Annotated in this window: 22 protein-coding genes; 8 read left to right on the top strand and 14 right to left on the bottom strand. The window is 70.7% G+C overall.

Annotation, left to right across the window (positions count from 1 at the left end; all coding sequences use genetic code 11):
• Positions 1-44: 44 nt before the first annotated feature.
• Both ACIRA5_RS15675 and ACIRA5_RS15670 read right to left on the bottom strand, forming a co-directional pair.
• Positions 45-746 carry an SDR family oxidoreductase gene (locus ACIRA5_RS15675; RefSeq protein WP_190168162.1) on the bottom strand — a complete coding sequence of 234 codons (702 nt, stop codon included), beginning with the start codon at positions 744-746 and terminating at the stop codon, positions 45-47.
• Positions 747-924: 178 nt separating this feature from the next.
• A complete protein-coding gene (locus ACIRA5_RS15670; protein WP_403691078.1) occupies positions 925-2,442 on the bottom strand; it encodes an MFS transporter in 1,518 nt (505 codons plus the stop codon).
• Between the two features lie 164 nt (positions 2,443-2,606).
• On the opposite strand from ACIRA5_RS15670, the gene ACIRA5_RS15665 reads away from it, so the two are divergent.
• Positions 2,607-3,089, top strand: a complete 483-nt coding sequence (locus ACIRA5_RS15665; protein ID WP_403691076.1) for a MarR family winged helix-turn-helix transcriptional regulator — start codon at positions 2,607-2,609, stop codon at positions 3,087-3,089.
• On the opposite strand, the gene ACIRA5_RS15660 is transcribed toward ACIRA5_RS15665, so the two are convergent.
• Positions 3,009-4,394, bottom strand: a complete 1,386-nt coding sequence (locus ACIRA5_RS15660) for an AAA family ATPase (protein ID WP_403691074.1) — start codon at positions 4,392-4,394, stop codon at positions 3,009-3,011. The two genes, ACIRA5_RS15665 and ACIRA5_RS15660, sit on opposite strands and share 81 nt — an antisense overlap.
• Positions 4,395-4,849: 455 nt before the next feature.
• On the opposite strand from ACIRA5_RS15660, the gene ACIRA5_RS15655 reads away from it, so the two are divergent.
• A complete protein-coding gene (locus ACIRA5_RS15655; RefSeq protein ID WP_403691336.1) occupies positions 4,850-6,031 on the top strand; it encodes a glycosyltransferase in 1,182 nt (393 codons plus the stop codon).
• Between the two features lie 62 nt (positions 6,032-6,093).
• On the opposite strand, the gene ACIRA5_RS15650 is transcribed toward ACIRA5_RS15655, so the two are convergent.
• Positions 6,094-6,291: an antitoxin gene (locus ACIRA5_RS15650; RefSeq protein ID WP_403691072.1), complete on the bottom strand. Its 198-nt coding sequence runs from the start codon at positions 6,289-6,291 to the stop codon at positions 6,094-6,096.
• A 545-nt stretch (positions 6,292-6,836) separates the two neighbouring features.
• Between ACIRA5_RS15650 and ACIRA5_RS15645 the strand changes: the two genes are divergently transcribed.
• Entirely contained in the window at positions 6,837-6,995 is a 159-nt protein-coding gene (locus tag ACIRA5_RS15645) for a hypothetical protein (RefSeq protein ID WP_403691071.1), read from the top strand.
• Positions 6,996-7,042: 47 nt separating this feature from the next.
• Here ACIRA5_RS15645 and ACIRA5_RS15640 read toward each other — a convergent pair whose 3' ends face one another.
• The 3 genes from ACIRA5_RS15640 to ACIRA5_RS15630 form a co-directional block, all read right to left on the bottom strand.
• Positions 7,043-7,363: an acetyl-CoA synthetase gene (locus ACIRA5_RS15640; protein ID WP_403691070.1), complete on the bottom strand. Its 321-nt coding sequence runs from the start codon at positions 7,361-7,363 to the stop codon at positions 7,043-7,045.
• Between the two features lie 363 nt (positions 7,364-7,726).
• Positions 7,727-7,867, bottom strand: coding sequence for a hypothetical protein (locus ACIRA5_RS15635; RefSeq protein ID WP_177324367.1), 141 nt, complete (start codon positions 7,865-7,867; stop codon positions 7,727-7,729).
• Positions 7,864-9,105, bottom strand: a complete 1,242-nt coding sequence (locus ACIRA5_RS15630; protein WP_403691069.1) for a DUF418 domain-containing protein — start codon at positions 9,103-9,105, stop codon at positions 7,864-7,866. Before ACIRA5_RS15630 ends, ACIRA5_RS15635 begins: the two co-directional genes overlap by 4 nt.
• A gap of 202 nt (positions 9,106-9,307) precedes the next feature.
• Between ACIRA5_RS15630 and ACIRA5_RS15625 the strand changes: the two genes are divergently transcribed.
• Together ACIRA5_RS15625 and ACIRA5_RS15620 are read left to right on the top strand one after the other, a co-directional pair.
• Positions 9,308-9,979 (top strand): response regulator, encoded by a 672-nt coding sequence (locus tag ACIRA5_RS15625; RefSeq protein WP_403691068.1) that lies wholly within the window; start codon positions 9,308-9,310, stop codon positions 9,977-9,979.
• Positions 9,976-11,094, top strand: a complete 1,119-nt coding sequence (locus tag ACIRA5_RS15620) for a sensor histidine kinase (RefSeq protein WP_403691067.1) — start codon at positions 9,976-9,978, stop codon at positions 11,092-11,094. Before ACIRA5_RS15625 ends, ACIRA5_RS15620 begins: the two co-directional genes overlap by 4 nt.
• Before the next feature lie 129 nt (positions 11,095-11,223).
• On the opposite strand, the gene ykgO is transcribed toward ACIRA5_RS15620, so the two are convergent.
• From ykgO to rpmG, 3 genes are all read right to left on the bottom strand, one after another.
• Positions 11,224-11,346: a type B 50S ribosomal protein L36 gene (ykgO, locus tag ACIRA5_RS15615; RefSeq protein WP_054230145.1), complete on the bottom strand. Its 123-nt coding sequence runs from the start codon at positions 11,344-11,346 to the stop codon at positions 11,224-11,226.
• Between the two features lie 40 nt (positions 11,347-11,386).
• Positions 11,387-11,647: a type B 50S ribosomal protein L31 gene (locus ACIRA5_RS15610; RefSeq protein ID WP_403691065.1), complete on the bottom strand. Its 261-nt coding sequence runs from the start codon at positions 11,645-11,647 to the stop codon at positions 11,387-11,389.
• A gap of 107 nt (positions 11,648-11,754) precedes the next feature.
• Positions 11,755-11,919, bottom strand: a complete 165-nt coding sequence (gene rpmG, locus ACIRA5_RS15605; RefSeq protein ID WP_054230143.1) for a 50S ribosomal protein L33 — start codon at positions 11,917-11,919, stop codon at positions 11,755-11,757.
• A gap of 780 nt (positions 11,920-12,699) precedes the next feature.
• Between rpmG and ACIRA5_RS15600 the strand changes: the two genes are divergently transcribed.
• A complete protein-coding gene (locus tag ACIRA5_RS15600; protein ID WP_403691064.1) occupies positions 12,700-14,511 on the top strand; it encodes a hypothetical protein in 1,812 nt (603 codons plus the stop codon).
• Between the two features lie 7 nt (positions 14,512-14,518).
• Positions 14,519-15,649: a serine/threonine-protein kinase gene (locus tag ACIRA5_RS15595; RefSeq protein ID WP_403691063.1), complete on the top strand. Its 1,131-nt coding sequence runs from the start codon at positions 14,519-14,521 to the stop codon at positions 15,647-15,649.
• A gap of 75 nt (positions 15,650-15,724) precedes the next feature.
• Here ACIRA5_RS15595 and ACIRA5_RS15590 read toward each other — a convergent pair whose 3' ends face one another.
• Positions 15,725-16,966 carry a cytochrome P450 gene (locus ACIRA5_RS15590; RefSeq protein WP_403691061.1) on the bottom strand — a complete coding sequence of 414 codons (1,242 nt, stop codon included), beginning with the start codon at positions 16,964-16,966 and terminating at the stop codon, positions 15,725-15,727.
• A gap of 198 nt (positions 16,967-17,164) precedes the next feature.
• Positions 17,165-17,899 carry an SDR family oxidoreductase gene (locus ACIRA5_RS15585; RefSeq protein ID WP_403691059.1) on the bottom strand — a complete coding sequence of 245 codons (735 nt, stop codon included), beginning with the start codon at positions 17,897-17,899 and terminating at the stop codon, positions 17,165-17,167.
• A 136-nt stretch (positions 17,900-18,035) separates the two neighbouring features.
• On the opposite strand from ACIRA5_RS15585, the gene ACIRA5_RS15580 reads away from it, so the two are divergent.
• Positions 18,036-18,626: a TetR/AcrR family transcriptional regulator gene (locus ACIRA5_RS15580; RefSeq protein ID WP_403691058.1), complete on the top strand. Its 591-nt coding sequence runs from the start codon at positions 18,036-18,038 to the stop codon at positions 18,624-18,626.
• Positions 18,627-18,682: 56 nt separating this feature from the next.
• Here the strand turns inward: ACIRA5_RS15580 and ACIRA5_RS15575 are convergent, their stop codons facing one another.
• Positions 18,683-19,225: an FABP family protein gene (locus tag ACIRA5_RS15575; RefSeq protein ID WP_403691057.1), complete on the bottom strand. Its 543-nt coding sequence runs from the start codon at positions 19,223-19,225 to the stop codon at positions 18,683-18,685.
• Positions 19,226-19,584: 359 nt separating this feature from the next.
• Positions 19,585-20,175, bottom strand: coding sequence for a hypothetical protein (locus ACIRA5_RS15570; RefSeq protein ID WP_403691055.1), 591 nt, complete (start codon positions 20,173-20,175; stop codon positions 19,585-19,587).
• Positions 20,176-20,446: the final 271 nt, after the last annotated feature.

The following is a 20,446-nucleotide window of genomic DNA, read 5'->3' as shown; positions in this document are numbered from 1 at the left end:
GCCGGGGACACAACGGGACCGGCCTCTCCGTCTCCCTGCCTCCGTCACGCGACCAGCTGCGGGTACATCACGCCCAGATCCTCGGCCAGCTGGGCCTTGACCTGCCGGGTGAGGTCGTCCGCCAGCACCTCGAAGGCACCGGACTCGATGCCGTCGAGGGCCTGTGCCGCGACGCTCTCGGGCGAGGACTTCGGCGCGTCCACCTTCGCGGCCATGTCGGTGTCGACGTACCCGACGTGGAGTCCCGTGACGTCGATGCCGCGCGGCTTCAGGTCGAGGCGCAGGGAGTTGGTCTGCGACCAGAAGGCCGCCTTGGAGGCGCTGTAGGAGCCCAGGAGCCCCACCCACGACAGCACCGAGTGGACGTTGAGAAGGTGGCCGCCGCCGTTGCGCTCGATGATCGGCACGAAGGCGCGCGTGACGAGGAGGGGGCCGAAGAAGTTCGTCTCGAACTCGCGGCGGACGTCCTCGACGGGAGAGTCCAGGAAGTTCGCGTTCACGGACGCGCCCGCGTTGTTGATCAGGACGGTGACGTCCTGCGCGCGCTCGGCGGCCGCGGCGACGGACGCGGGGTCGCTCACTTCCAGCGCCAGCGGCACCGCGTCGGGGTGCGTGACGGTCCGCGGGTCGCGTGCGGTGGCGTACACCTTCGACGCGCCGCGCTCGTAGAGGGCCTGCACGAGCGCGCGGCCGATGCCGCGGCTGCCGCCGGTGACCAGGACGACCGAACCTTCGATGGATGTCATGAGAACTCCCGAAGCCATGGGGAAACCGATCGGTTTCCCTCCATCGAAAGAGTAAACCGATCGGTTTCCGAGGGCAAGGCGGGAGGCGGTCAGGGACGGCAGGAAAAGGAGGGGCCAGGGAGCGGACACGAAAACGGCTCGCCCCGGTGGACGGGGCGAGCCGTTGACCCTGTCCAGGTCAGGACGTGACGCCCGCCGTCTCCACGACAGCCTCGTCCGCCGCGGCGTCGTCGGTGGCGGCGGCCTTCTTCTCGACCGTGTACTCCTGGGCCGCACCCCTGGTCAGACCGACCAGCGCCACGGCCACGATCAGCACGAACGCGACCCCGGCGATCGCGAAGCTCAGCGTGAACTGGCTCTCGGCGGGCAGCGCGGGCGCGCCGGCGGGCAGATGCTGGATGGTCTTGGACGCCAGCAGCGAGGTGATCACGGCACTGGCGATCGCGCTGCCGACGGAACGGGAGATGGAGTTGAGTCCGTTGGCGATGCCGGTCTGGTGGTGCGGCACGCTCGCCACGATGAGCGCGGGCATGGCCGCGTAGCCGAAGCTGATCGCGACACCGATCAGCAGGCCCGCCAGGATGACCGACGTGGAGGTGTCGTGCGCCAGGGTGAGCCACGCGAAACCGGCGACTCCGAACACCGCGCCCACGGCGAGGGTGAACCGCGCCCCGATCCGCCCGACGAGGATCCCGCCGAACTGTGCGGCGAGCAGCGAGATCAGCGTGGTCGGCAGCAGGTACTCGACCGAGGCGCGCAGCACCGAGGCGCCGAATCCGTACCCGGTGAGCTCCTTCGGCATCTGCGCCAGGTACGCGACGCCGATGAACTGGGAGAACATCGCGAAGCCGAGGAAGAGGCCGGCGAGGTTCGTGAAGAGCACCGGGCGGTGGGCGAACATCCTCATGTCCACCATCGGCTCGCGGACCTTGCGCTCGACCAGGACCCAGACGCCCGCCATGACGACCGCGGCGACGAACAGGCCGATGGTGCGGGCGGAGGACCAGCCCCACTCGTGTCCCTGCGAGATCGGCAGCAGGAGCAGGACGAGCAGCGCGGCGAGCGTTCCCGCGCCGAGCCAGTCGGTACGGCCGCCGGTCGTCGAGCGTGCGGAGGGAACACGCAGGACGACGCCGGCCAGGGCGAGGGCCGCGAGCCCCACGGCGAGCCAGAACACCCGGTGATAGTCGGGGTCCGAGCCCCTCGTGAGCAGTCCGGCCGCGACCAGGGCGAGTCCGCTGCCGACCGCGAGCGTGCCGCTCACCAGCGCCATCGCGCCGTGCAGCTTCGCCGGGGGTATCTCCTCGCGCAGGACCGAGAGGGCGAGCGGGAAGATCGCCGTGGCCGCGCCCTGGAGCACCCGGCCGACGATCAGCCACAGCAGCGAGGTGGTGGTCGCCGCCAGCACCGAACCGGCGATCATCAGCAGCAGAACCCCGATCAGCGTGGGCTTCTTGCCGTGCATGTCGCCGAACCGGCCGAGCAGCGGGGTGAAGACCGCGGCGGACAGCAGGGTCGCGGTGGTGACCCAGCTGACGTTGGCGGTGGTGGTGCCGAGGTCGCTCTGGATGATGCTCAGGATCGGTACGACGAGGGTCTGCATCATCGAGACGATCATGGCCGCGAGGCCGAGGACCAGGACGAGTGAGAGGTCGCCGGTGGGGCGCCCGGGCGCCACGCGATCTGTGGGTGTCACGGTGTTCTTCCGTTTGGTCAGGACGTCGAGCAATCACGGAGAGTGATGCCGTGAAACTTGAAGACCGCAAAGCTGTAGAGCCTAAAAGTTTGAGGTCCTCAAGTAACTCGATAGAGGTAAGCATCGAAGGTTGAGGTAGTCAAGTTTCGGGTTACGCTGAATCCATGTCCGCGACATCTGGAACGAACCGCTCCACCGAGGCGTCCGACACCGGACCCCTCACCGTCTCCAACGTCATGCTCCTCGACACCCTGTGGGCGTCGATGGTCAGCCTCTACGCGGATCTCACCAGCGCCGCCGCCGCGCACGGCCTCACCTACAGCCAGGCCAAGGCGCTCAACGTACTGCGCCAGGGCCCGGCTCCGATGCGGGCCCTGGCGGGCACACTCCGCTGCGACGCCTCGAACATGACCGGGATCATCGACCGGCTGGAGGCCCGCGGCCTCGTCTACCGCGAGCCCAGCCCCACCGACCGGCGGGTCAAGAACGTCGTCCTGTCGGAGGACGGGGCGGCCGCCGTGTCAAGCATCCGCGACGGTATGCACGGCACCCACCAAGCCCTCGACTCACTCAGCGACGCCGAGCGGTCCACCCTCGAAGGCCTGCTCTCGCGCCTGTTCGTCGCCGAGGACGACCGGGCCTCCTGACCCCCGAACGGGACGCCCTGGCCGAGCAGTTCCTCCACCTGCCCCGCTCCTCCTAGGGAGGGACCCAGGGATTTCCCGGAAGAACCGGGGGTTTCTCCGTCCTAACCTCGCTGGTGATCGGCCGGGGCGGTGTACGAACCCCCGGGCAGACGCAGGGGGTGGTCGCGGTGGGCAGTGCCGATGTGATCGCCGATGTGTCCGACATCCTGGTGCACGTTCTGACCGCGGCGGTCCGCGAATCCGACGCCCACGCCCGGGTGCGGCTCGTCGAACTCGTCGGGCAGCGGGCGGCGGCGGCCATGGAGCGCTCGGCCTCGAACTCTTCCTGTACGAGGTGGCCGAGGACCCGAGCGCACGCAACCGCCCGTCCACGACGCCCTCCTCTTCCGCGGGCAGCAGCGCGTCGGGGGCGTGTCCGAGCAGTTCCAGCGCGCGCTGAAGATCGCCGCTCGGGACGTCGCCGGCCGCGGCGGGCACCAGCAGGGCGGCCCTGGCGGGGTCGGGGAGCCGGGCCAGCGTCGGGAGATGGGTGTCGCGCAGCCGTTCGCCGGGGGCGAGCGGGTCGTCGAGGGGCAGGTGTCCGGAGCACTGGCCCGGGGTGAGGACGGCCGGCAGTTCGGTGAGGGCGAGCGGGTTGCCCTCGGCGACGGCGAGCAGTCGGTCGGCGACGAATCGGCGCAGCGGGTGCCGGGCGGAGTGCTGGAGCAGGGTCCGCGCGTCGGCCGGGTCCAGCGGTCCGAGCCTCAGCTCCGGTACGCCGGTGACGGCGGGGCGCAGGGCAAAACCGGCGGCCGATCCGGCGGCGGATCCGCGGTGTTCGGCCGTGAGGAGCAGGACGATCGGCTCTTCGGCGATGCGCCGCGCCACGACGAGCAGTGCTTCCCTCGACGGGGTGTCGAGCAGATGCGCGTCGTCGATCGCGAGCAGGAGAGGACGCCGTGCGGCCGCGGCGCCGAGCAGTCCGAGCGTCGCCGCGCCGACCGCGAGCCCGGTGTCCCCCGGCCGCTGCTGTCCGGTGGCCAGCAGATGGCCGAGCAGGTCGCGCTGGGGTGCGGGCAGTCGTGGCAGATCGCAGCGGCAGGCCTGGACGACCTGGTGCAGACCCGCGTAGCGCAGCCCCGATTCGGCCGCGGTGCCCGCGAGATACACCGCCCGGACGGTGTCGTCGAGGGTGAGGATCCTGCGGAGCAGGGTGGTCCGTCCCAGACCCGGTTCTCCTCCGACGAACAGCGCGCCACCGCGCCCGGATGCCGTGTCACGGAGCAACCGGGCCACCGCGGATGCTTCAGCGATCCTCCCGAGCACATTCTGCGCGGCGCCACGGGAATCAGACGCGTGGCCCCGCGTCGCCGGTGCCGCTTCCCCCCTGCGTCAAGCTTGGCACGCATCACTGCGACGAAACCCGGAAATACCCAGACATTCACCCTTCCGCTTCGGCCGAGCAGTGGCGGCGCTCCCTCTCGGCCGCGGCGCGGATTGTACGTGCCGCGCGTCCCCGGACCAGGAAATTTCTGGCCTGTTTTTTACCAGCCGACTGGTGTGAGAAGAGCCGCCTGGCCCGCGACCTCAGCGTCTTCATTCGGCTGATCAACCGAACAGTACGCCGTAACCAATCGTGTCCGAATTTGAAACGACGAGTTCACAGGCTCGCAAGTTTCCCCTGTGTCCATAGCGGAGAACCCGCAGATCACAGGGGTTGAAAAGGTTTCCTCCCTTTCTGCGAGACGGGCCAAGAGGTGCGCGTGATGGACGAACTGCGTGTGCTGTCGATCTATGAAGGATTCTTCTCGGGCGGGGCCCGGATCGTGCACAGTGATGTGGTGCTGGGGCTCCATGAGGGTGGCCAGCGGCATGCGGTGCTGAGCGTGAATGGCGAAATGTATCGGGAGGAGACCCGACAGCGGATGGAGGACGACGTCTGCTACCGGTCACTGACCGCGGCAGGCGTGCCGGTCACCTCGCTGGGCCGCACCCCCGCGGCACCCGGCGGCCCCGAGACCTTCACCGGGCCGGAGCTGGCCGCCACCACGCGGGCGGTGGCCGCCGCCGACGTCATCCTGTCCCTCAAGGAGCAGCCGCTCGGCCTGCTCAACCAGGCAGGCCTGCCCCGGCGGCCCGTCGTGGTCTGTCTGCACCGCTCCGACCCCGAGAACCAGGGGACGGCCCTGGACGAGCTGCGGACGGCGGTCGCCGACGGCCGGATCGCCGCCGGGATCTGTTGCGCCGAGTCGACGCGCGCCGCGTACGCCGCGGCCGGGATCCCGGCCGGACTGCTGCACGTCATCCCGAACGGCGTGGATCTGCTGCGATTCCGCCCCGACCCGTTCAGACGCGCCCTGCTGCGGACGTCGCTGGGCATCCCGGAGCGTGCGCCCGTGATCGTCTTCGCGGCGCGCTACGCCACGATGAAGAACGTTCCGCTGTTCCTCCGGGCGGCCCGCGCCTGGTTGCGCCGGCAGCCCGACGGCCACGTCCTGATGTGCGGCGCGGGCATGACGCGGGACAACGGCTGGCTGCGTGAGGACATCGCCACGGCGTTCGGCGAGGACGCCCCGCTCGCCGAACGCCTCTCCCTGCTCGGCGTACGCCACGACATGGAGACCGTCTACGCGGGCGCCGACGTGGTGTCGCTGACCTCCTCCAGCGGCGAGGCGGCACCGCTGTGCCTGATCGAGGGCATGATGTGCGGGGCCGTGCCGGTCGCCACCGATGTCGGCGACAGCGCCTCGATCGTGACCGGGCACGGCTTCCTCACCCCGCCCGACCCCGAGGCGATCGCCCTGGCCTGGTCCGAGGCGGTGGCGCGGGGCGCCGAGTTCGCGCCGGCCCTGGCCCTCAGCCGCGAACGGTTCAGCCGCACCCGGATGATCGCCGCGTACGCCGCGCTCATCGAGCAGGTGCGCAGCAGGTCGGGCCGGGTGCCTCTCCCGGAACCCTTCTGAGAGAGCCCGCCGGGAAGGGGCGCCCCCGGGGGCGCCCTGGGGCCTACGTACGCCGCACGGGGTCAGGCCTCCTTCTCGCCCAGTTTCTCGACGTACTCCCGCGCCTTGTCCACACCGGTCTCGATCTTGTCGGTGTACTTGCCGTCCGTCTTGTCGTCGACGATGTCGCCGGCCTTCTCCAGTCCGTCGGAGATCGTGTCGCCGTGCGCCTCGGCGAGTTCCTCGGCCTTGTCCTTGAGGTTCTTCAGGTTGTCGAACACGCGTGACTCCTCCTCCGACGGCACTGCCTGATCAGGGTCACGATCCCACCCGGCCCTCGACGGCCGACAGGCCCACGGTGCGGCGCCCTTGAGCAAAGGGAGCGAACGGCGCGGACCGACCCGGCCCGCCGGAACCCGGCGCGCCCCCGCGCGGGTGCGCCGGTGCCCGGGTGCGCGCCGCACAGCACCTCGTTGCACAACACCTCGTTCGTGGCAGGTTCTGGACAAGAATGGGGCAAGCCCCGGGACGCCCGAGGGGGCCGACCAGTACGCCGAGGCCCGCACCTCACCGGGCGTCGTCGCGCCGGGAGCCCACGGCGCCGCCTGCAGCGGTCTGAACAACTTGCCGTCCGCCGACGGGAGTTGGCGGAACGTCACCGATCTGCCGTACGACTCCGACGACCCGCGCTACCGCGACTTCGCCTCCAACTCCAGCGGCGGTTCGGGCAACGGCCCGTGCCGTCCTCGTTGCCGACGGAGATGCCGCGCGCGAAGCCCTGGTCGTCACGGCCGACGGGTGCCTCGCCGTCGCCACCGTCCTCGGCGTGGTCCACCGCGCCCCGGGCCGTACGGCATGGCAGCGCGTCGGCCGGCTCCCGGCGGTCGCCGTGCTCCAGCTGAGGCTGAGCCCGGACGGCGGCCCGCTGCGGGCGGCCACCCACGGCCGCGGCATCCACACGATCAAGGTGCGCGACTGCGGCTGACCCGCACGCACGAAGGAGGGGTTGACCCGCCGCCGCAAACGGCGGGTTCACCCTTCCTTCGCGTACGGGACCACACTCACCCGGAGCGTGAACGCGGTGCGCGCCGCGCCCGCCACGTCCGGAGCCTTCGCCGTCACCGTGATCCCGGCCGATCCGCCCCGTAGGCTCACGCACCGCAAGGTGGCACGGCCGGTCCCGTCGGCGTCGACGCGCCATCCGGAGACCAGCACCACCGCGGGCGCCGCACTCCGGACGGCCGTCCATCGCCGGTCGTCGACACGTGGCCGCAGGGTGAGCGCGACCACCGCCCCGGATCGCACGCACAACCGCCGTTCGACCGCGTCCCCCGGCGAGACGGTGACCTCCACCCGCCCAGCGAAGCAACCGGCCACCGGGGCGGCGGATCCGGGGCCCGACGCGGACGGTGCTCCTCGCCCCGGCTCCGCCGTCCCCCTCGTAGACGCACTCGTGGAGGCGCTCGTAGAGGCACTCGTGGGTCCGGACGACGGTCCCCGTCCTGCGCCTCCCGGTCCACCGCACGCCGCGAGCAGCACCACTCCGGCGACCACCGACCGACCGGCCCACCACCGCATCGCGCACCTCCGCCCGTCCGGCCCGTTCCCCGACGAGCACCAGCATGCCCGCCTCCCGAGAACCGTGCGGCGTGAGCGCCGACGTCGACGGGCTGAAAGTCTCGCCCAGGGCGGCGGCCCCGAGTCGTCGGCCTTCCGTCAGGGGTGTCCGACCAGCGTGGTGACGACGTGGTCGACGGCGTCGGCGTACAGGTCCGGGCGCAGGACGCCGAGGACGGCCGCCGCCGCGGCGGCCGTCAGGAGCCAGGGCTCCCAGCGGCCGCTCGACGGGCCCCTCATCGGACGCGCTCCGCGATCCTGGTGGCCCGGCCGAGCAGCCACTCCAGCGGGCCGCGCGCGAAGTGGCGGGACCAGAGGGCCGCGAACACGGTCACGGCCACGAGGAAGCCGAGCAGCACGTGCAGCGGGAAACCTGGCAGTTCCTCTATGCCCAGGGCGCGGATGGCGACGATGTGGAAGACGTACGCGGTCAGGGACATCGTGCCCACCGCGATGACCGGAGCGGCCAGTCGGCGAAAGCGCGGGAGGGTGTCGGTGGCGGCGAGGCAGGCGACCAGGACCGCGATGGCCACGCCGGTGTTGGCCACGACCGAGAGGGTCGTCTCGCTGTGCGGCGAGGCCGCCAGCAGCCAGGCCGGGGTGGTGCCGGTCGGGTAGCCCGCGGTGTCGGACCACCACGCCGACATGACCGAGCCTCCCTCGCCCCAGCCGGAGGCCCGGAGTGCGGAGGCGGCGCCGGGGACGAGACGCAGGGCCAGGAAGGAGCCGCCGTAGCCGAGGACGGCCAGCGAGACACCGGTGATCGCGAGGCGTGTGCGGACGACGGTGGAAGCCAGGTCCAGCCGGGCCACGGCCATGCCGGCGACGACGAACGGGATCCAGGCCAGGGCCGGGTAACCGCCGGTGAAGAGCAACGAGACGATGCCGTCCGCGTCGGCGGGCCAGGCCCAGATCCCGCCCGGGCCACCGCCGTCGCCGCCACCGGGGTTGAGGACCTGCTGCACCGCGTACAGGACCTGAGGCAGGATCAGCGCACCGCTCACGGCGATGACCGCCAGCGGTCGGGCGCCGAGCCGGTACAGCGGCAGGACCAGCAGGAAGTACACGCCGTAGAAGGCGAGGATCACCTCGACCGGGGTGCCGGTCAGGGTGAGCGCGCTGCCCAGGACCAGCAGGATGAGGGCTCGGATCACCACCTTGGCGACCGCCTGGCGGCCCGCGCGGCCGGTCTTGGGGGTACGGCGGCCCGTGATCAGCACGATCGAGAAGCCGGCCAGGAAGGCGAAGAGCGCGGAGGCCCGGCCGTGAGCCAGTTCCATGAAGAAGCCGGTCGCCCCGCCCTCGGACGGATCGGGGCCGACGTGGGCCGCGTACATCCCGAAGACCGCGAGCCCCCGGGCGAGGTCCACTCCGGTCAGGCGCCCCACCGGGGGCCGGATGTCGGGGAGTTGCGTGGTTTCGGACGCCTCCGGTCGGGGCCGTGCCAGGAGCGCCGTGTCGTGCGCGTTGTGCGTCATGGCTCACAGGCTCGAGAGAATCGCCGGTCGCGCAGTATCCGGCAGGCGTCCGGTCCACACCCCCCGGACGACTGGAACCGACCCGCCGGGTGGCCGGGCCGTTCCCCCGGAGCGCCGCACCGGGCGTTTCCCGTTCTACGGTCACAGTGACGACAATCGACATCGAGGACATCGATGACATCAAGGACGAGGCGGAACGTACGTGATCCGGGTAGTGGTGGTGGACGACGAGGCCCTGGTGCGGTCCGGTTTCGAGCTCATCCTCGGCGCGGCCGACGACATCGAGGTCGTCGCGACCACGACGGGCGCGGAGGCCGTGGACGCGGTACGGCGGGAGGGACCGGACGTCGTACTGCTGGACATCCGGATGCCGGACGTCGACGGTCTGACCGTGCTGCGGCACCTGCGGGCGCTGCCGGACGCGCCCGTGGTGGCGATGCTGACGACGTTCGACGCCGACGAGTACATCCTCACCGCGCTGCGCTCGGGGGCGGCCGGCTTTCTGCTCAAGGACACCGAGCCGGACCAACTCGCGCAACTGGTGAGGACCTTGTGCGCGGGCGGTGTCGTGATGTCACCGAAGGCGTCCCGTGCCGTGTGGCAGAGCCATCCGGGCGCGACCGCCGCGGACGACGAGGAGGCCGCCCGCGTCGGACGGCTCACCGAACGGGAGCGCGAAGTGCTGGTGCTCATCGCGGAGGGGCTGTCCAACGCCGACATCGGCAGTCGTGTCCACCTCAGCGCCGGCACCGTCAAGGACCATGTCAGCGCGATCCTGACCAAGCTGCGCGTGAACAGCCGGGTGCGGGCCGCGCTGCTCGCCCAGCGGGCGGGCCTGCTGGACGGGCGGAACCGGTCGGAGGACCCGCGATGAACGGGGGCAGGCCGTGGTGGGCGCGGCTCCCGGATCCGGCCGTCGACGCCCTGGTCGTCGCCGTGGCCGCCGTGGACGTCCTGATCAACCTGGGGGACTCGAGCCGCCTCGCGACGGCGGCGACAGCCGTGGCCTGTGCCGCGCTCGCCCTGCGTCGCCGTTTTCCGCTCGCGGTGTTCCTGCTGACGCTGCCGGCCAGTCTGATGGTGGACATCGTCTTCGCCCCGTTCGCCGCACTGTTCACCCTCGCCGAGCACTCCCGCGACCGTCGGCTCCTGGTCGCGGCCGCCTTTCTGTTCGCCGTCGCCTCCGCCGTGCCCTGGCCCCTGGGCAACGTCGGCTCACACGAACGCGCCTGGACGCTGATCTACTTCTTCTACACCCTGGCCACGGCCGCCGCCCCCGTGCTGCTCGGCCAACTCGTCCAGGCCCGGCGGGACTTGGCCGACCGGCTCGCGGAGATCGAGAAGGCCCGCGAACACGAGCGGCTGCTGCACTCCCAGGCCGTCCTGGCCCGGGAACGTGCCCAACTGGCCCGCGAGATGCACGACGTCGTCTCCCACCAGGTGAGCCTGATCGCCGTACAGGCGGGTGCCCTTCAGGTCGCCGCCAAGGATCCGCACTTCAAGGAGGGCGCCCGCACCATCCGTTCACTGAGCGTCGACACGCTCGACGAACTGCGTCACATGGTCGCGTTGTTGCGGGCCTCCGGGGGCCGCGTCGGCGAACTCACCCCGCAGCCCACACTCGCCGACCTGCACAAGCTCGTGTCGACCAGTGGCATCGAGACGACCCTGACGGGTGAACTCCCCTCCGCCATCGCCACCCCCGCGCAACGCGCCCTCTACCGCACCGTGCAGGAGTCCCTGACCAACGTACGCAAACACGCGCCCGGCGCCGCCGCCACCGTCCGCCTGTGGCATTCCGACGACCGCTTCGGCGTCACGGTGATCAACAACGCCCCCACCCGCCCCTCGCTGCCGCTGCCCGGCTCACAGCAGGGCCTCGTCGGTCTCCGGGAGCGCGCCGAACTCCTGGGCGGGGCGTTCGAGTCCGGGCCCACCCCCGACGGCGGCTACCGCGTGACGCTCCGCATCCCGACGGACACGGCCTGAGCCGCGACGCCGCGGCCCAGGCCTGATCCAGACGACAGGCCCTGGGGCAAAGGCTCACGCCCGTACCGCACACCGGCTTGGGGCGTGCGGTACGGGCGTGGTGTGCGACGCTCGTCCCCCGGGGCGGCGTCAGCCCTGGCGGGCCTTGAAACGCGGGTTCTTCTTGTTGACGACGAAGACCACGCCCCGTCGACGGACCACCTGAGCCCCCGGCTTGGACTTCATCGAACGCAAGGACTTGCGCACCTTCATGGATCTGTCCTCCTCGTGCTGTGAACTGTCGATCCCGCCGTCAGCGCCGCGGCGAGGCCGTACGGCCGTAACGCCGCTCGAAGCGCTCCACGCGGCCCGCGGTGTCCAGGACCCGCGAGGTCCCGGTGGAGAACGGATGGCTCGCCGACGAGATCTCGACGTCGATCAGCGGGTAGGTGACCCCGTCCTCCCACTCGATCGTCTTCGACGAGTGCGCGGTCGAACGGGTCAGAAACGCCATGTCCGCAGCCCGGTCACGGAAGACGACGGGGCGGGATTCGGGGTGGATGCGGGGCTTCATGAGGTTGCCTCCCTTGTGCCGGTCGACGGTTCCGGCTCCGTGACGGTCGACGGCCTGGTGACGGTCGACCGTCCTGTGACGCTCCGCCCGGTGTCGCCGGGCTCGGCTCAGCGCTCCTCGCGGAACGGAACGTGCTCACCGACCACCGGGTCGTACTTACGCAGGACGAGCCGGTCGGGGTCGTTCCCGCGGTTCTTCCGCGTCACGTAGGTGACGCCGGTCCCGGCTGTCGACCTCAGCGTGACGACGGGTCGCGCGCTGTTGCGTGCCATGAGGTCCTCCTTCCGCCCACATCACGCGATCTTGACTCGCGCATGTCAGCTACGTGTGCTGTAACAGCGGACCTGGTCGGCGCATTCCCGGGCGGCAGGGAGGCTGGGGGCGAAACGAAACAAGCCCCGCCTCCGGAACACAGGAGGCGGGGCTGTGGAGCGCCGGGCAGGCCTTGCACCTGCATCTCCCCGCAGGAAGCGGGGCATCTTTCCTTGGACCACCAACGCGAGGCCGACCGCCGGATTCTTCCGGCGGGCTGCTCAAGATCAATCATAGCGCAGCCGGAGCGGTGCATGACACCGCCAGGGTTGCCGCGTGTCCAGGAAGGCCCAGGAGCCATCGGCGGCGGTCGCCGCCGCGCGCCCGCCGGCCGAAGGGTGGCAGACCCGCGGGACGCCGACTGTCCCTCCCTTCCGAGTTCGCATGCGGGCCGGAGCAGACCACTACCGCTTCCGGCGGCCGTGCGTGCGGCTGCGGGAGGTGCGGCGATGAGCGAGAGCCCCTCGTCCGGTACCTCCCGGGCCGAGCCGTGCCCGGCCGACTCCCGGACGTGGTCGTCCCCGGCCGCCCACGAGGATTTCGACGGCACTCACGAAGTCGAGTGAACGGCCCTCACGGAGTCGCGTGAGCCGAGGCAGTTGTCTCCGCGCACCGGCGCCCGTCCGGAGACACACATGCGCCGCGCGCGCCGCTACGCGCCCTTGCGCTCCTCCGGTGCGTCGCCAGAAGGTACCTGTTCCGAAGACCGAAACCGCACGGCGGGACGAACGGGGAGCGGTGTGAGTGAGCAGCCCGAGGCCGAGGCCGGTCTCAACGAGTTGAGGGACGGCCTCAAGGAGATACGCGAGGCGCAGCAGCGCCGCGAAGGCGACCTGAAGACCCTGCACGACCGGTTCGGCACACTGTCCGGGGGCCTGGAGGCCCTGCGCGGCAGAGCCAACGAACTCGCCCTCCAGGTCGAATCGGTGGGTTCCGCCACCGAAGATCTGCGGGAGGGGCTGTCCCGGACCCGGTCCGAGCTCGGCCAGGTCAAGGCCGAACTCACAGACTTCCGGTCCCAGTACGAACGCGACCAGGCCGTCCTCGCCGCGCAGTTCGAGCTCGACCGGATCACCGAGGACTGGCAGCGCAGGTTCGGCAACCGGGAAAAGGTGCGCTCTCTCGCTCGTGGCCTGGTCAAACAGCTGACCCCGCAGCTGGTGAAGAGCGGGGTGCTCAGGACCGACAACCTCCGGCTCTTCGTGGAGCAACACCTCGTCCACGACCCCGACTTCTGGCTCGCCCACGCAACCCTGGCGGTCGCCGCCCGACTGGACGGGGACGACGAAGTCCGGCTCACCGCGATGGGGCAGGCGCAGGGGCTCGACCTCGGCAAAGCCAACCTGTTCTTCTCACTCGCCGCGGCCAGGCTGGGCGAACACGAACGGGCGGGGAACTGGATGGACGGCTACCTTCAGCACGCCGTCGACCCGGATCGGCTCGGCAGGGACTTCCTCGTGGTCCTCGACGCCGTCGCCAGCCGCGAACTCGGCGACCTCGCTCACAGCTACGCCCGGCAGGTGATGGTGCGCTGGGGCACCGAGGCGGCGGCGGGCGGGACGGCGGCCAGGGCGAGTGTGCGGCGGTGGACACCCCAGCTGCGCAAACTCCTCGCCTCACCCGGCGACCGGTTCGAGTCCCTGGGCCAGGCGTACGACGGGGACTGGCCGGCGCTCCTCGAACACTGGCGGCTCGCCACCGTCACCACAGGCACCCTCGCCCACCTCCGCAAGGAGTTCCCACCCTCGAACCGCACGGCGTCCGCCTCCGGACGTTCCCGCTACGCCGAGACGGCCATCGACCGCCTCATCGGCCATCTCGAACCCGATGAGGCTGCCCTGCACACCAAGAAGGAGGCGCTGCTCCGGTTCGTCGAGCACCGGGGCGACGAGAAGGCGGCACAGGAGGAGCACGAGCTGCGTCAAGGGGCGGACGCCGAGGTCATGGACTTCACGACGCTCCTCGACAACGCCGTTTTCAAACCGAGTCAGATCGCACTCGGAGACGACGCGCGCCGCCTCGCCCTCATGCAGATGCTGCCCAACCTGTGCACCGCCGCCGAGGAGCTGGTGGTGGCCTCGCTGAGCCACCGGCCTGCGACCATCCGTATCGCGATCGACGGCTGGCACGCTCTGCTGCCGACCGACCCCGCCGCGTCCGTCGACGGGAAATCCCTGGCCGACGAGCTGGAGAGCGAACTGCTCGAACGTACGGAGGCGGAGGCCGCGGCTGTCGACCGCAACCTGCCGCGGCGCGTAGGGGGCACCGCCGGTGGACTGTCCGCCGTCGTCCTGGCCCCCTTCCTCCTCGGCGGCTTCTTCCTGGCACTCGCGTTGCTGGTCGGTGCCTTCGCCGGGGTGTGGGGGGTGTTGGACGTGACGCGGGTACCGACCGAGCGCGGCAGGATCCGCGAGGCCGGCGTGGTGCGGCGGCGCAGTGCGCAGCGCCGGTTGCAGGATGTGCTGAGCCGGCGCATCGAGTTCTTCGCCGAATGGAACGAGCATGTCGCGCGGCTGCCCGAGCTGTGCGCCTGGAACCCGACGGGCAAGTGACGCAATCATGGAATCAGGACGTGTCCTCGATCGGCGCTACAAGCTGGAGTCGCCCCTCGGCCGCGGCGCCCAGGGCTCCGTCTGGCTCGGACTCGACCTCCGCCTGAACCGGCCGGTCGCGGTGAAGGTGGCCACACTGCACCGTCACCCCGGACAGGGCGAGCACTCCGAGGAACTGAACCGGCGCGTCGAGCGATTCCGCAAGGAGGCTCAGGCGATGGCGCGCATCCGTAACCGGCCCCATGTCGCCGTCATCTACGACCACGGCGAGGACGGCGACATCCTGTACTCCGTCATGGAGTACATCGAGGGCAGGCCGCTCTCCGCCCACACCGGGCAGGGTCGGCACCTCACCCTGGAACAGACCGTGCGCTGGACGAGGCACATCTGCGACGGCCTCGCCGACGCCCACGAGGCGGGCGTGGTGCACCGGGACGTCAAACCCGGCAACATCGTCATCGACACCACCGGATCCGCCAAGGTCGTCGACTTCGGCCTCGCCCGCTTCATCGACGCGTCCTCTACGCACGCTCCAGGGTGGGGCACCGTTCACTACGCTTCCCCCGAACGGCTCCGTGAGGAGTCCGGCAGCGCTCTCTCCGACCTCTACTCACTCGGCTGCGTCGTGTACGAGATGCTCACCGGCTGGTCTCCCTTCGGTCACATCTCGGATCCCTATGCCGTCATGTGGCACCACGTGGAGAAAGTGCCCGCCCCGCCGGGCGCGCTGCGTCCCGGCATCCCCAGGCCTCTCGACTCCCTCGTGCTGAGACTGCTGGAGAAGTCACCCGGGAACCGGCCACCCGACGCCCGAGCCGTGGCCCGGGCGGTCCAGCAGATCGCGTACGTCTCGGACGACTCCGCGGATCCACACGTCGACACGCGCCATATCGCCGAGATCCAGAACTTGGAACGGTTCATCCAGCTGCACGCCGACGGCCCCCGGGCCATGGACACGGACGTCCTCGACGCACGCGCCCGGCACGCCAGGCTCACCGGCGAGTCGGGCGACTCCCGAGGCGCCGCCGCACTCTGCCAGCGCCTGGGGCAGGACTGCGCGCGCCTGCTCGGCCCCGATCACCACCGTGTCTTCGAGGCCTACCGGGAGGCGTCGCGCTGGAAGGAAGGCACCGGCTGAAGCCCCGTATCTCCCTCGGTACGTCCCTTCCTGCGTCATGCTGGCGTCGAAGGGCTACGGGCTATGGGCTACGGGCTACCAAGTGACCGGCAGCGCGACGACGCCGTACGCCATCGCGTCTTCCTTGAAGTCGATCTCCTCCAGCGTGGTGGCCAGTCGCAGTGTGGGCACGCGCCGGTAGAGCGTGCCGTAGACGACCTGGAGCTCTACGCGGGCGAGTTGTTGGCCCAGGCACTGGTGGACGCCGAAGGCGAACGCGTTGTGCTGGCGGGCGTCGCGGAGCAGATCGAGACGGTCGGGCTCCGGGAAGGCCTCCGGGTCCCAGTTGGCGGCGGGGAGGGAGACGATGATTCCGTCACCGCCCCGGATGACCTCGCCGCCGATCTCGATGTCCTCCAGGGCGATCCGGCGCTGGCCGGTGTGGGCGATGGTCAGGTAGCGCAGCAGTTCCTCGACCGCTCCGGCCACGGCCTTGGGATCGTCCGTCTCGCGCAGCAGGGCGAGCTGCTCCGGGTGCTCCAGCAGCGCGAGGGTGCCCAGCGCGATCATGTTCGCGCTGGTCTCGTGCCCGGCAATGAGCAGGATGACGGCCATGAGGGACGCCTCCCCCATGGTCAGTTCACCGGCCTTGACCAGCGCCGCCAGGTCGGACAGGGCGTCTTCGGCGGGGTTCTCCGTCTTGGCATGGATCTGCCGGGCCAGGTAGTCGCCGAGCGCGACGCTCGACTCGCGGTCCTGCTCGGCCGATGACGTCTGGCTGACCGCGACGGTGGCGTGGTGCTGGAAGAACTCGTGGTCCTCGTAAGGGACTCCGAGCAGTTCGCAGATCATCAGCGTGGGAATGGGCAGACCCAGCGCCTGGACCAGGTCGGCCGGCTTCGGCCCGGCCAGCATCGCGTCGATGTGCTCGTCGGTGACCTTCTGGATGGCGGGGCGCAGGGCCGCCATCCGCTTGGCGGTGAAGGAAGAGGTCAGCATCCGGCGGAGCCGGGTGTGGACGGGGGCGTCCGTGTTGAAGAGCGTGTCGGGGTGGTGGTGCGCGTTCTCCGCCATGGCCTTCTTCGGGAACGGAAAGCCGGGCCGCTTGTCGTCGACGCTGACGCGGGGGTCACCGAGGACGGCCCGCAGGTCCTCGTGGCGGGTGATGAGCCAGGGGGTGCTGCCGTCCCAGATCCGCACCTTGCTGATCGGCTTCTCCTCGCGGATCTCCGCGAGGACCGGCGGCGGCGCGAACGGGCAGGCGGCCGCCCTGGGCGGTACGAACTCGGGGATCTCTTCGGCGGCGCCGCTCGCGGTTCCGGTCAGTGTCTCAGCCATGTCACTCCTCGGTGGGGGGCTCCCACAGGGCGGGGAGCGGGGTCTCAGAGGGGCTCTGGGGCCTATGAGACCGGAGCAGACTGACGGCTACGGGCCACTTCACTGACGGGAACCTGACGTGACTCGGATCACGTGTACGCGCCCCACGACTCGGTGTCGGCAGGCCGCGACGCGGCATGGCCCGGCGGCGAACGGATCTCAGTCCTGCGCGGTGGGACGCACCACGATGTCACCCACGTCGACACCGTCCGGCTGCTCGACGGCGAAGGCGACGGCGCGGGCCACCGCGGCGGGCGGAATCGCGATGCTGTCCATCTTTTCGACGATCTGGGCCTTCACCTCAAAACCCATGCGGTCGGCGAAGTCCGTGCGGACGAACCCCGGCGAGACGACGGTGACGCGCAGGCTCTCGCCGGCCTCCTGGCGCAGGCCCTCGGAGAGGGTACGGACGGCGTTCTTCGTGGCGGCGTACACCGACTGGAGCGGAGTGACGCGCAGTCCGGCGGTGGACACGATGTTGACGAAGTGTCCGAAGCCCTGATCCCGGAAGACCGGCAGGGCTTCGGCGATCCCGTACAGCACGCCTTTGAGGTTGACGTCGATCATCTCCTCCCAGTCCTCGACGCGGAGGTCGTCCAGGCGGGAGATCAGACCGACTCCGGCGTTGCTGACGAGGACGTCGAGCTTGCCGTACCGCTCGCGGGCCAGCCGTACGAGGCCGGACAGATCCTCGCGCCGCGTCACGTCCGTACGGACCCAGGCGGCTTCGCCGCCCACCTTTTCGATACGGGCGGCCAGGGCCTCGAGACGCTCCGCACGGCGCGCCCCGAGGACGACCCGGGCACCGCGCTCGGCGAGCAGGAGCGCGGTCGCCTCACCGATGCCGCTGCCGGCACCTGTGATCGCCACTACCTTGCCTTCGATTCCCGACATGATCGACAGTCCTTCCGCAGGAGGAACGAGGACATGTCACACCCATGCCCTAGAGTGAAAGTGGAGGCGCCGCCACTTCATCCACCCTAAGCGGAGGCGCCGCCACTTAGCAACGGGAGAGCGAGGAGCGACGACGATGGCCCGCGAGGCAGAACGTCCACTGAGGGCTGACGCACAGCGCAACCGGGAGAAGATCCTGGCCGCCGCGGTACGCGTGTTCACCGAGGAGGGGCTGGACGCGCACTTCGAGCGCATCGCCAGGGAAGCGGGCGTGGGCACTGGCACCCTCTACCGCAACTTCCCGACCCGGGAGACCCTGATCGAGGCCGCGTACCGCAACGAGGTGGCCCGGCTGTGCGAGGCCGTTCCGGGGCTCCTGGCGACGATGCCGCCCCGCGAGGCCCTACGTGCCTGGACGCGTCGCTTCATCGACTACGCCACCGCCAAGCTCGGCATGGCCGACGCCCTACGAGCCGTCGTCGCCTCGGGAACCAACCCCTACGCCGAGAGCCACGAGCTGATCCAGGCCGCCCTCACCTCCCTCATGAACGCCGGCACCGCCGCCGGCGCGATCCGCACCGACATCAGCCCGACCGACATGTTCGCCGCCCTCGCCGGCATCGCCCTCACCTCGGCCGGCCCCGACCAACGCGAACAGGCGGAACGCCTCCTCGACCTCACCCTGGACGGCCTGCGCCCGACGCCGCCACAGGCGCCCGGCAACTGACGGCGACGCCCCGTGCGGGTGCGACCAGCGCAGGACGGGGCCTGGCAGCCGCGCGCCTATGCCTTGCGCTGCAGCGTCGCTGAGAGGTGGTGCTGCAACGGCTGCCCCACCGCCGCGAGCTCGTGGACGAACGTGAGCGTGTCGTCGTCGGTCAGGGCATAGGTCCGGCGGGTTGCGTTGACCTCCTTGGCCGTGGGCGTGAGGGCCACCTCGTGGGTGGAGAGGTCGACCGTGTTGTCGGCCGCTCGGCCGACGGCGATCTCGGCGATGCCGGTGGGCTGGGTGATCAGTGCCTCCACCCGGCCGTCGGGCTGGAGCCGCCACCAGCCGCTCTCCCGAGCCGACGGGCGCAGCGGTGTGCCGTCGACGTCGAGCAACCAGGCCCGGGCCTCGTACCGGAGGAAGGGGCGGCCGTCATGGCTGAAGGTGACTTCCTGCGCGTACGCGAACTCCCCGGCGAGCGTGGGATACCCGCCGTGACCCCGCCCGCGCCAGGCACCCAGGAGTCCGATCACCGGCGCGAGAAGCGCGTGCGGGGTGGGCGCTTCATCCGATCGGTGGACGTCGGGGTACGGATACTCCGGTGCGGGGTCGAACACGGTGTGCGCTCCTGGGATCGGGTCCGGTGCCGGGCCGAAGCCTAGGCCGTCGATGCCGCTCCTCGCGGCGACGGCACGAAGGACGGTCCGCCGACCCGTCAATGCCGGCAGTCCCGGGCCACGCGATCTCGTCCGCGGACGCGGTGGACAGCACGGTCGCCGTGAACGCGGAGGGCGCCCAACCAGCCTTCGCTGTACGTACGTTCACGCGGCGACTCAGCTCCAGGGGGCGCGGCGCGCGCCGGACCACGTACGCCACGGCGTCTCGACCTCCACCGTTGCGACCGCGCCCGCACTCACCTCCCGCCGGGATGTCGCACCGTGCCCCCCGCGGCGAGACCACGCTCATGTATCCGGGCTCAGCCCACGCTGGTGGACTTCGTACCGGACGGGGTGACGGCGTACCACGTCTTGTCCTTGGCCTGGCCGTTCGTCTGTCCGGCCTGTGTGTCACCCACGTACCGGTACAGCGGCCAGCCGCCGAGGGTGAGCTGTTTCATGCCGTTCCGGTGGACCGTGCCGAGAAGGCTCTTCTCGACCCCCATGGTCTGTACGGAGTCCTGCACGATGACGGGGATCCACGTCTTCGTACACGCGCCGGCGCACGTCCACTTGGACGGATTCGCCTCGTCCTTGTCGTAGCGGTAGAGGGTCATCCCCTTGCCGTCGGCCACCACGCTGCCGATGTCGTTGACCGTCCTGGCCATCACCATGGTGGTCGTGGCCGTGTTGCCGCTGCCGGAGTCACCGCCGGCGGCCGGTGCGGACGGCGTGGATTCCGAGGCGGTCGGAGCAGAGGTCGCGGACTCCGAGGCGGCCGTGGCGACCGGAACGGCGTCGCCGGGGCTCGTACCGGTGGACGCCTTTTCCGTCGAGCTGCCGCACGCCGCCAGAAGGAACGCCGAGGCGAGCCCTGCGGCCGAGAGGACGACGATGCGTCGCTGGATCACGGAGTTTCCCTTCGCCGGTCGTTCTACTTACTCCCTTAGTACGTTGGGTAACTCCCGCCCGCTCAGCCATCAGTGGCACATGGCGAAGCCTTGACCGACTGCGACGGAGAACTCGGGAAGCTCAGTTGGCGGCCGGCCGACGCCGCCCGATCGTCGGCGACCATCTCCGCGAGGAGCGCCGCCCGTTCCCGGGCGTGAGGGGTCGGGCGGCAGCGGACGGAAGACCGAGCGGAACGCCTCCGAGACGGTCAGGGCATGCCAGACCGCTGCG

The sequence above is a fragment of the Streptomyces sp. NPDC096311 genome, assembly GCF_044763085.1.
Classification (GTDB): domain Bacteria; phylum Actinomycetota; class Actinomycetes; order Streptomycetales; family Streptomycetaceae; genus Streptomyces.
The sequence above is the reverse complement of the archived record's forward strand: the minus strand, read 5'-3'. Positions and strand labels throughout refer to the sequence as shown.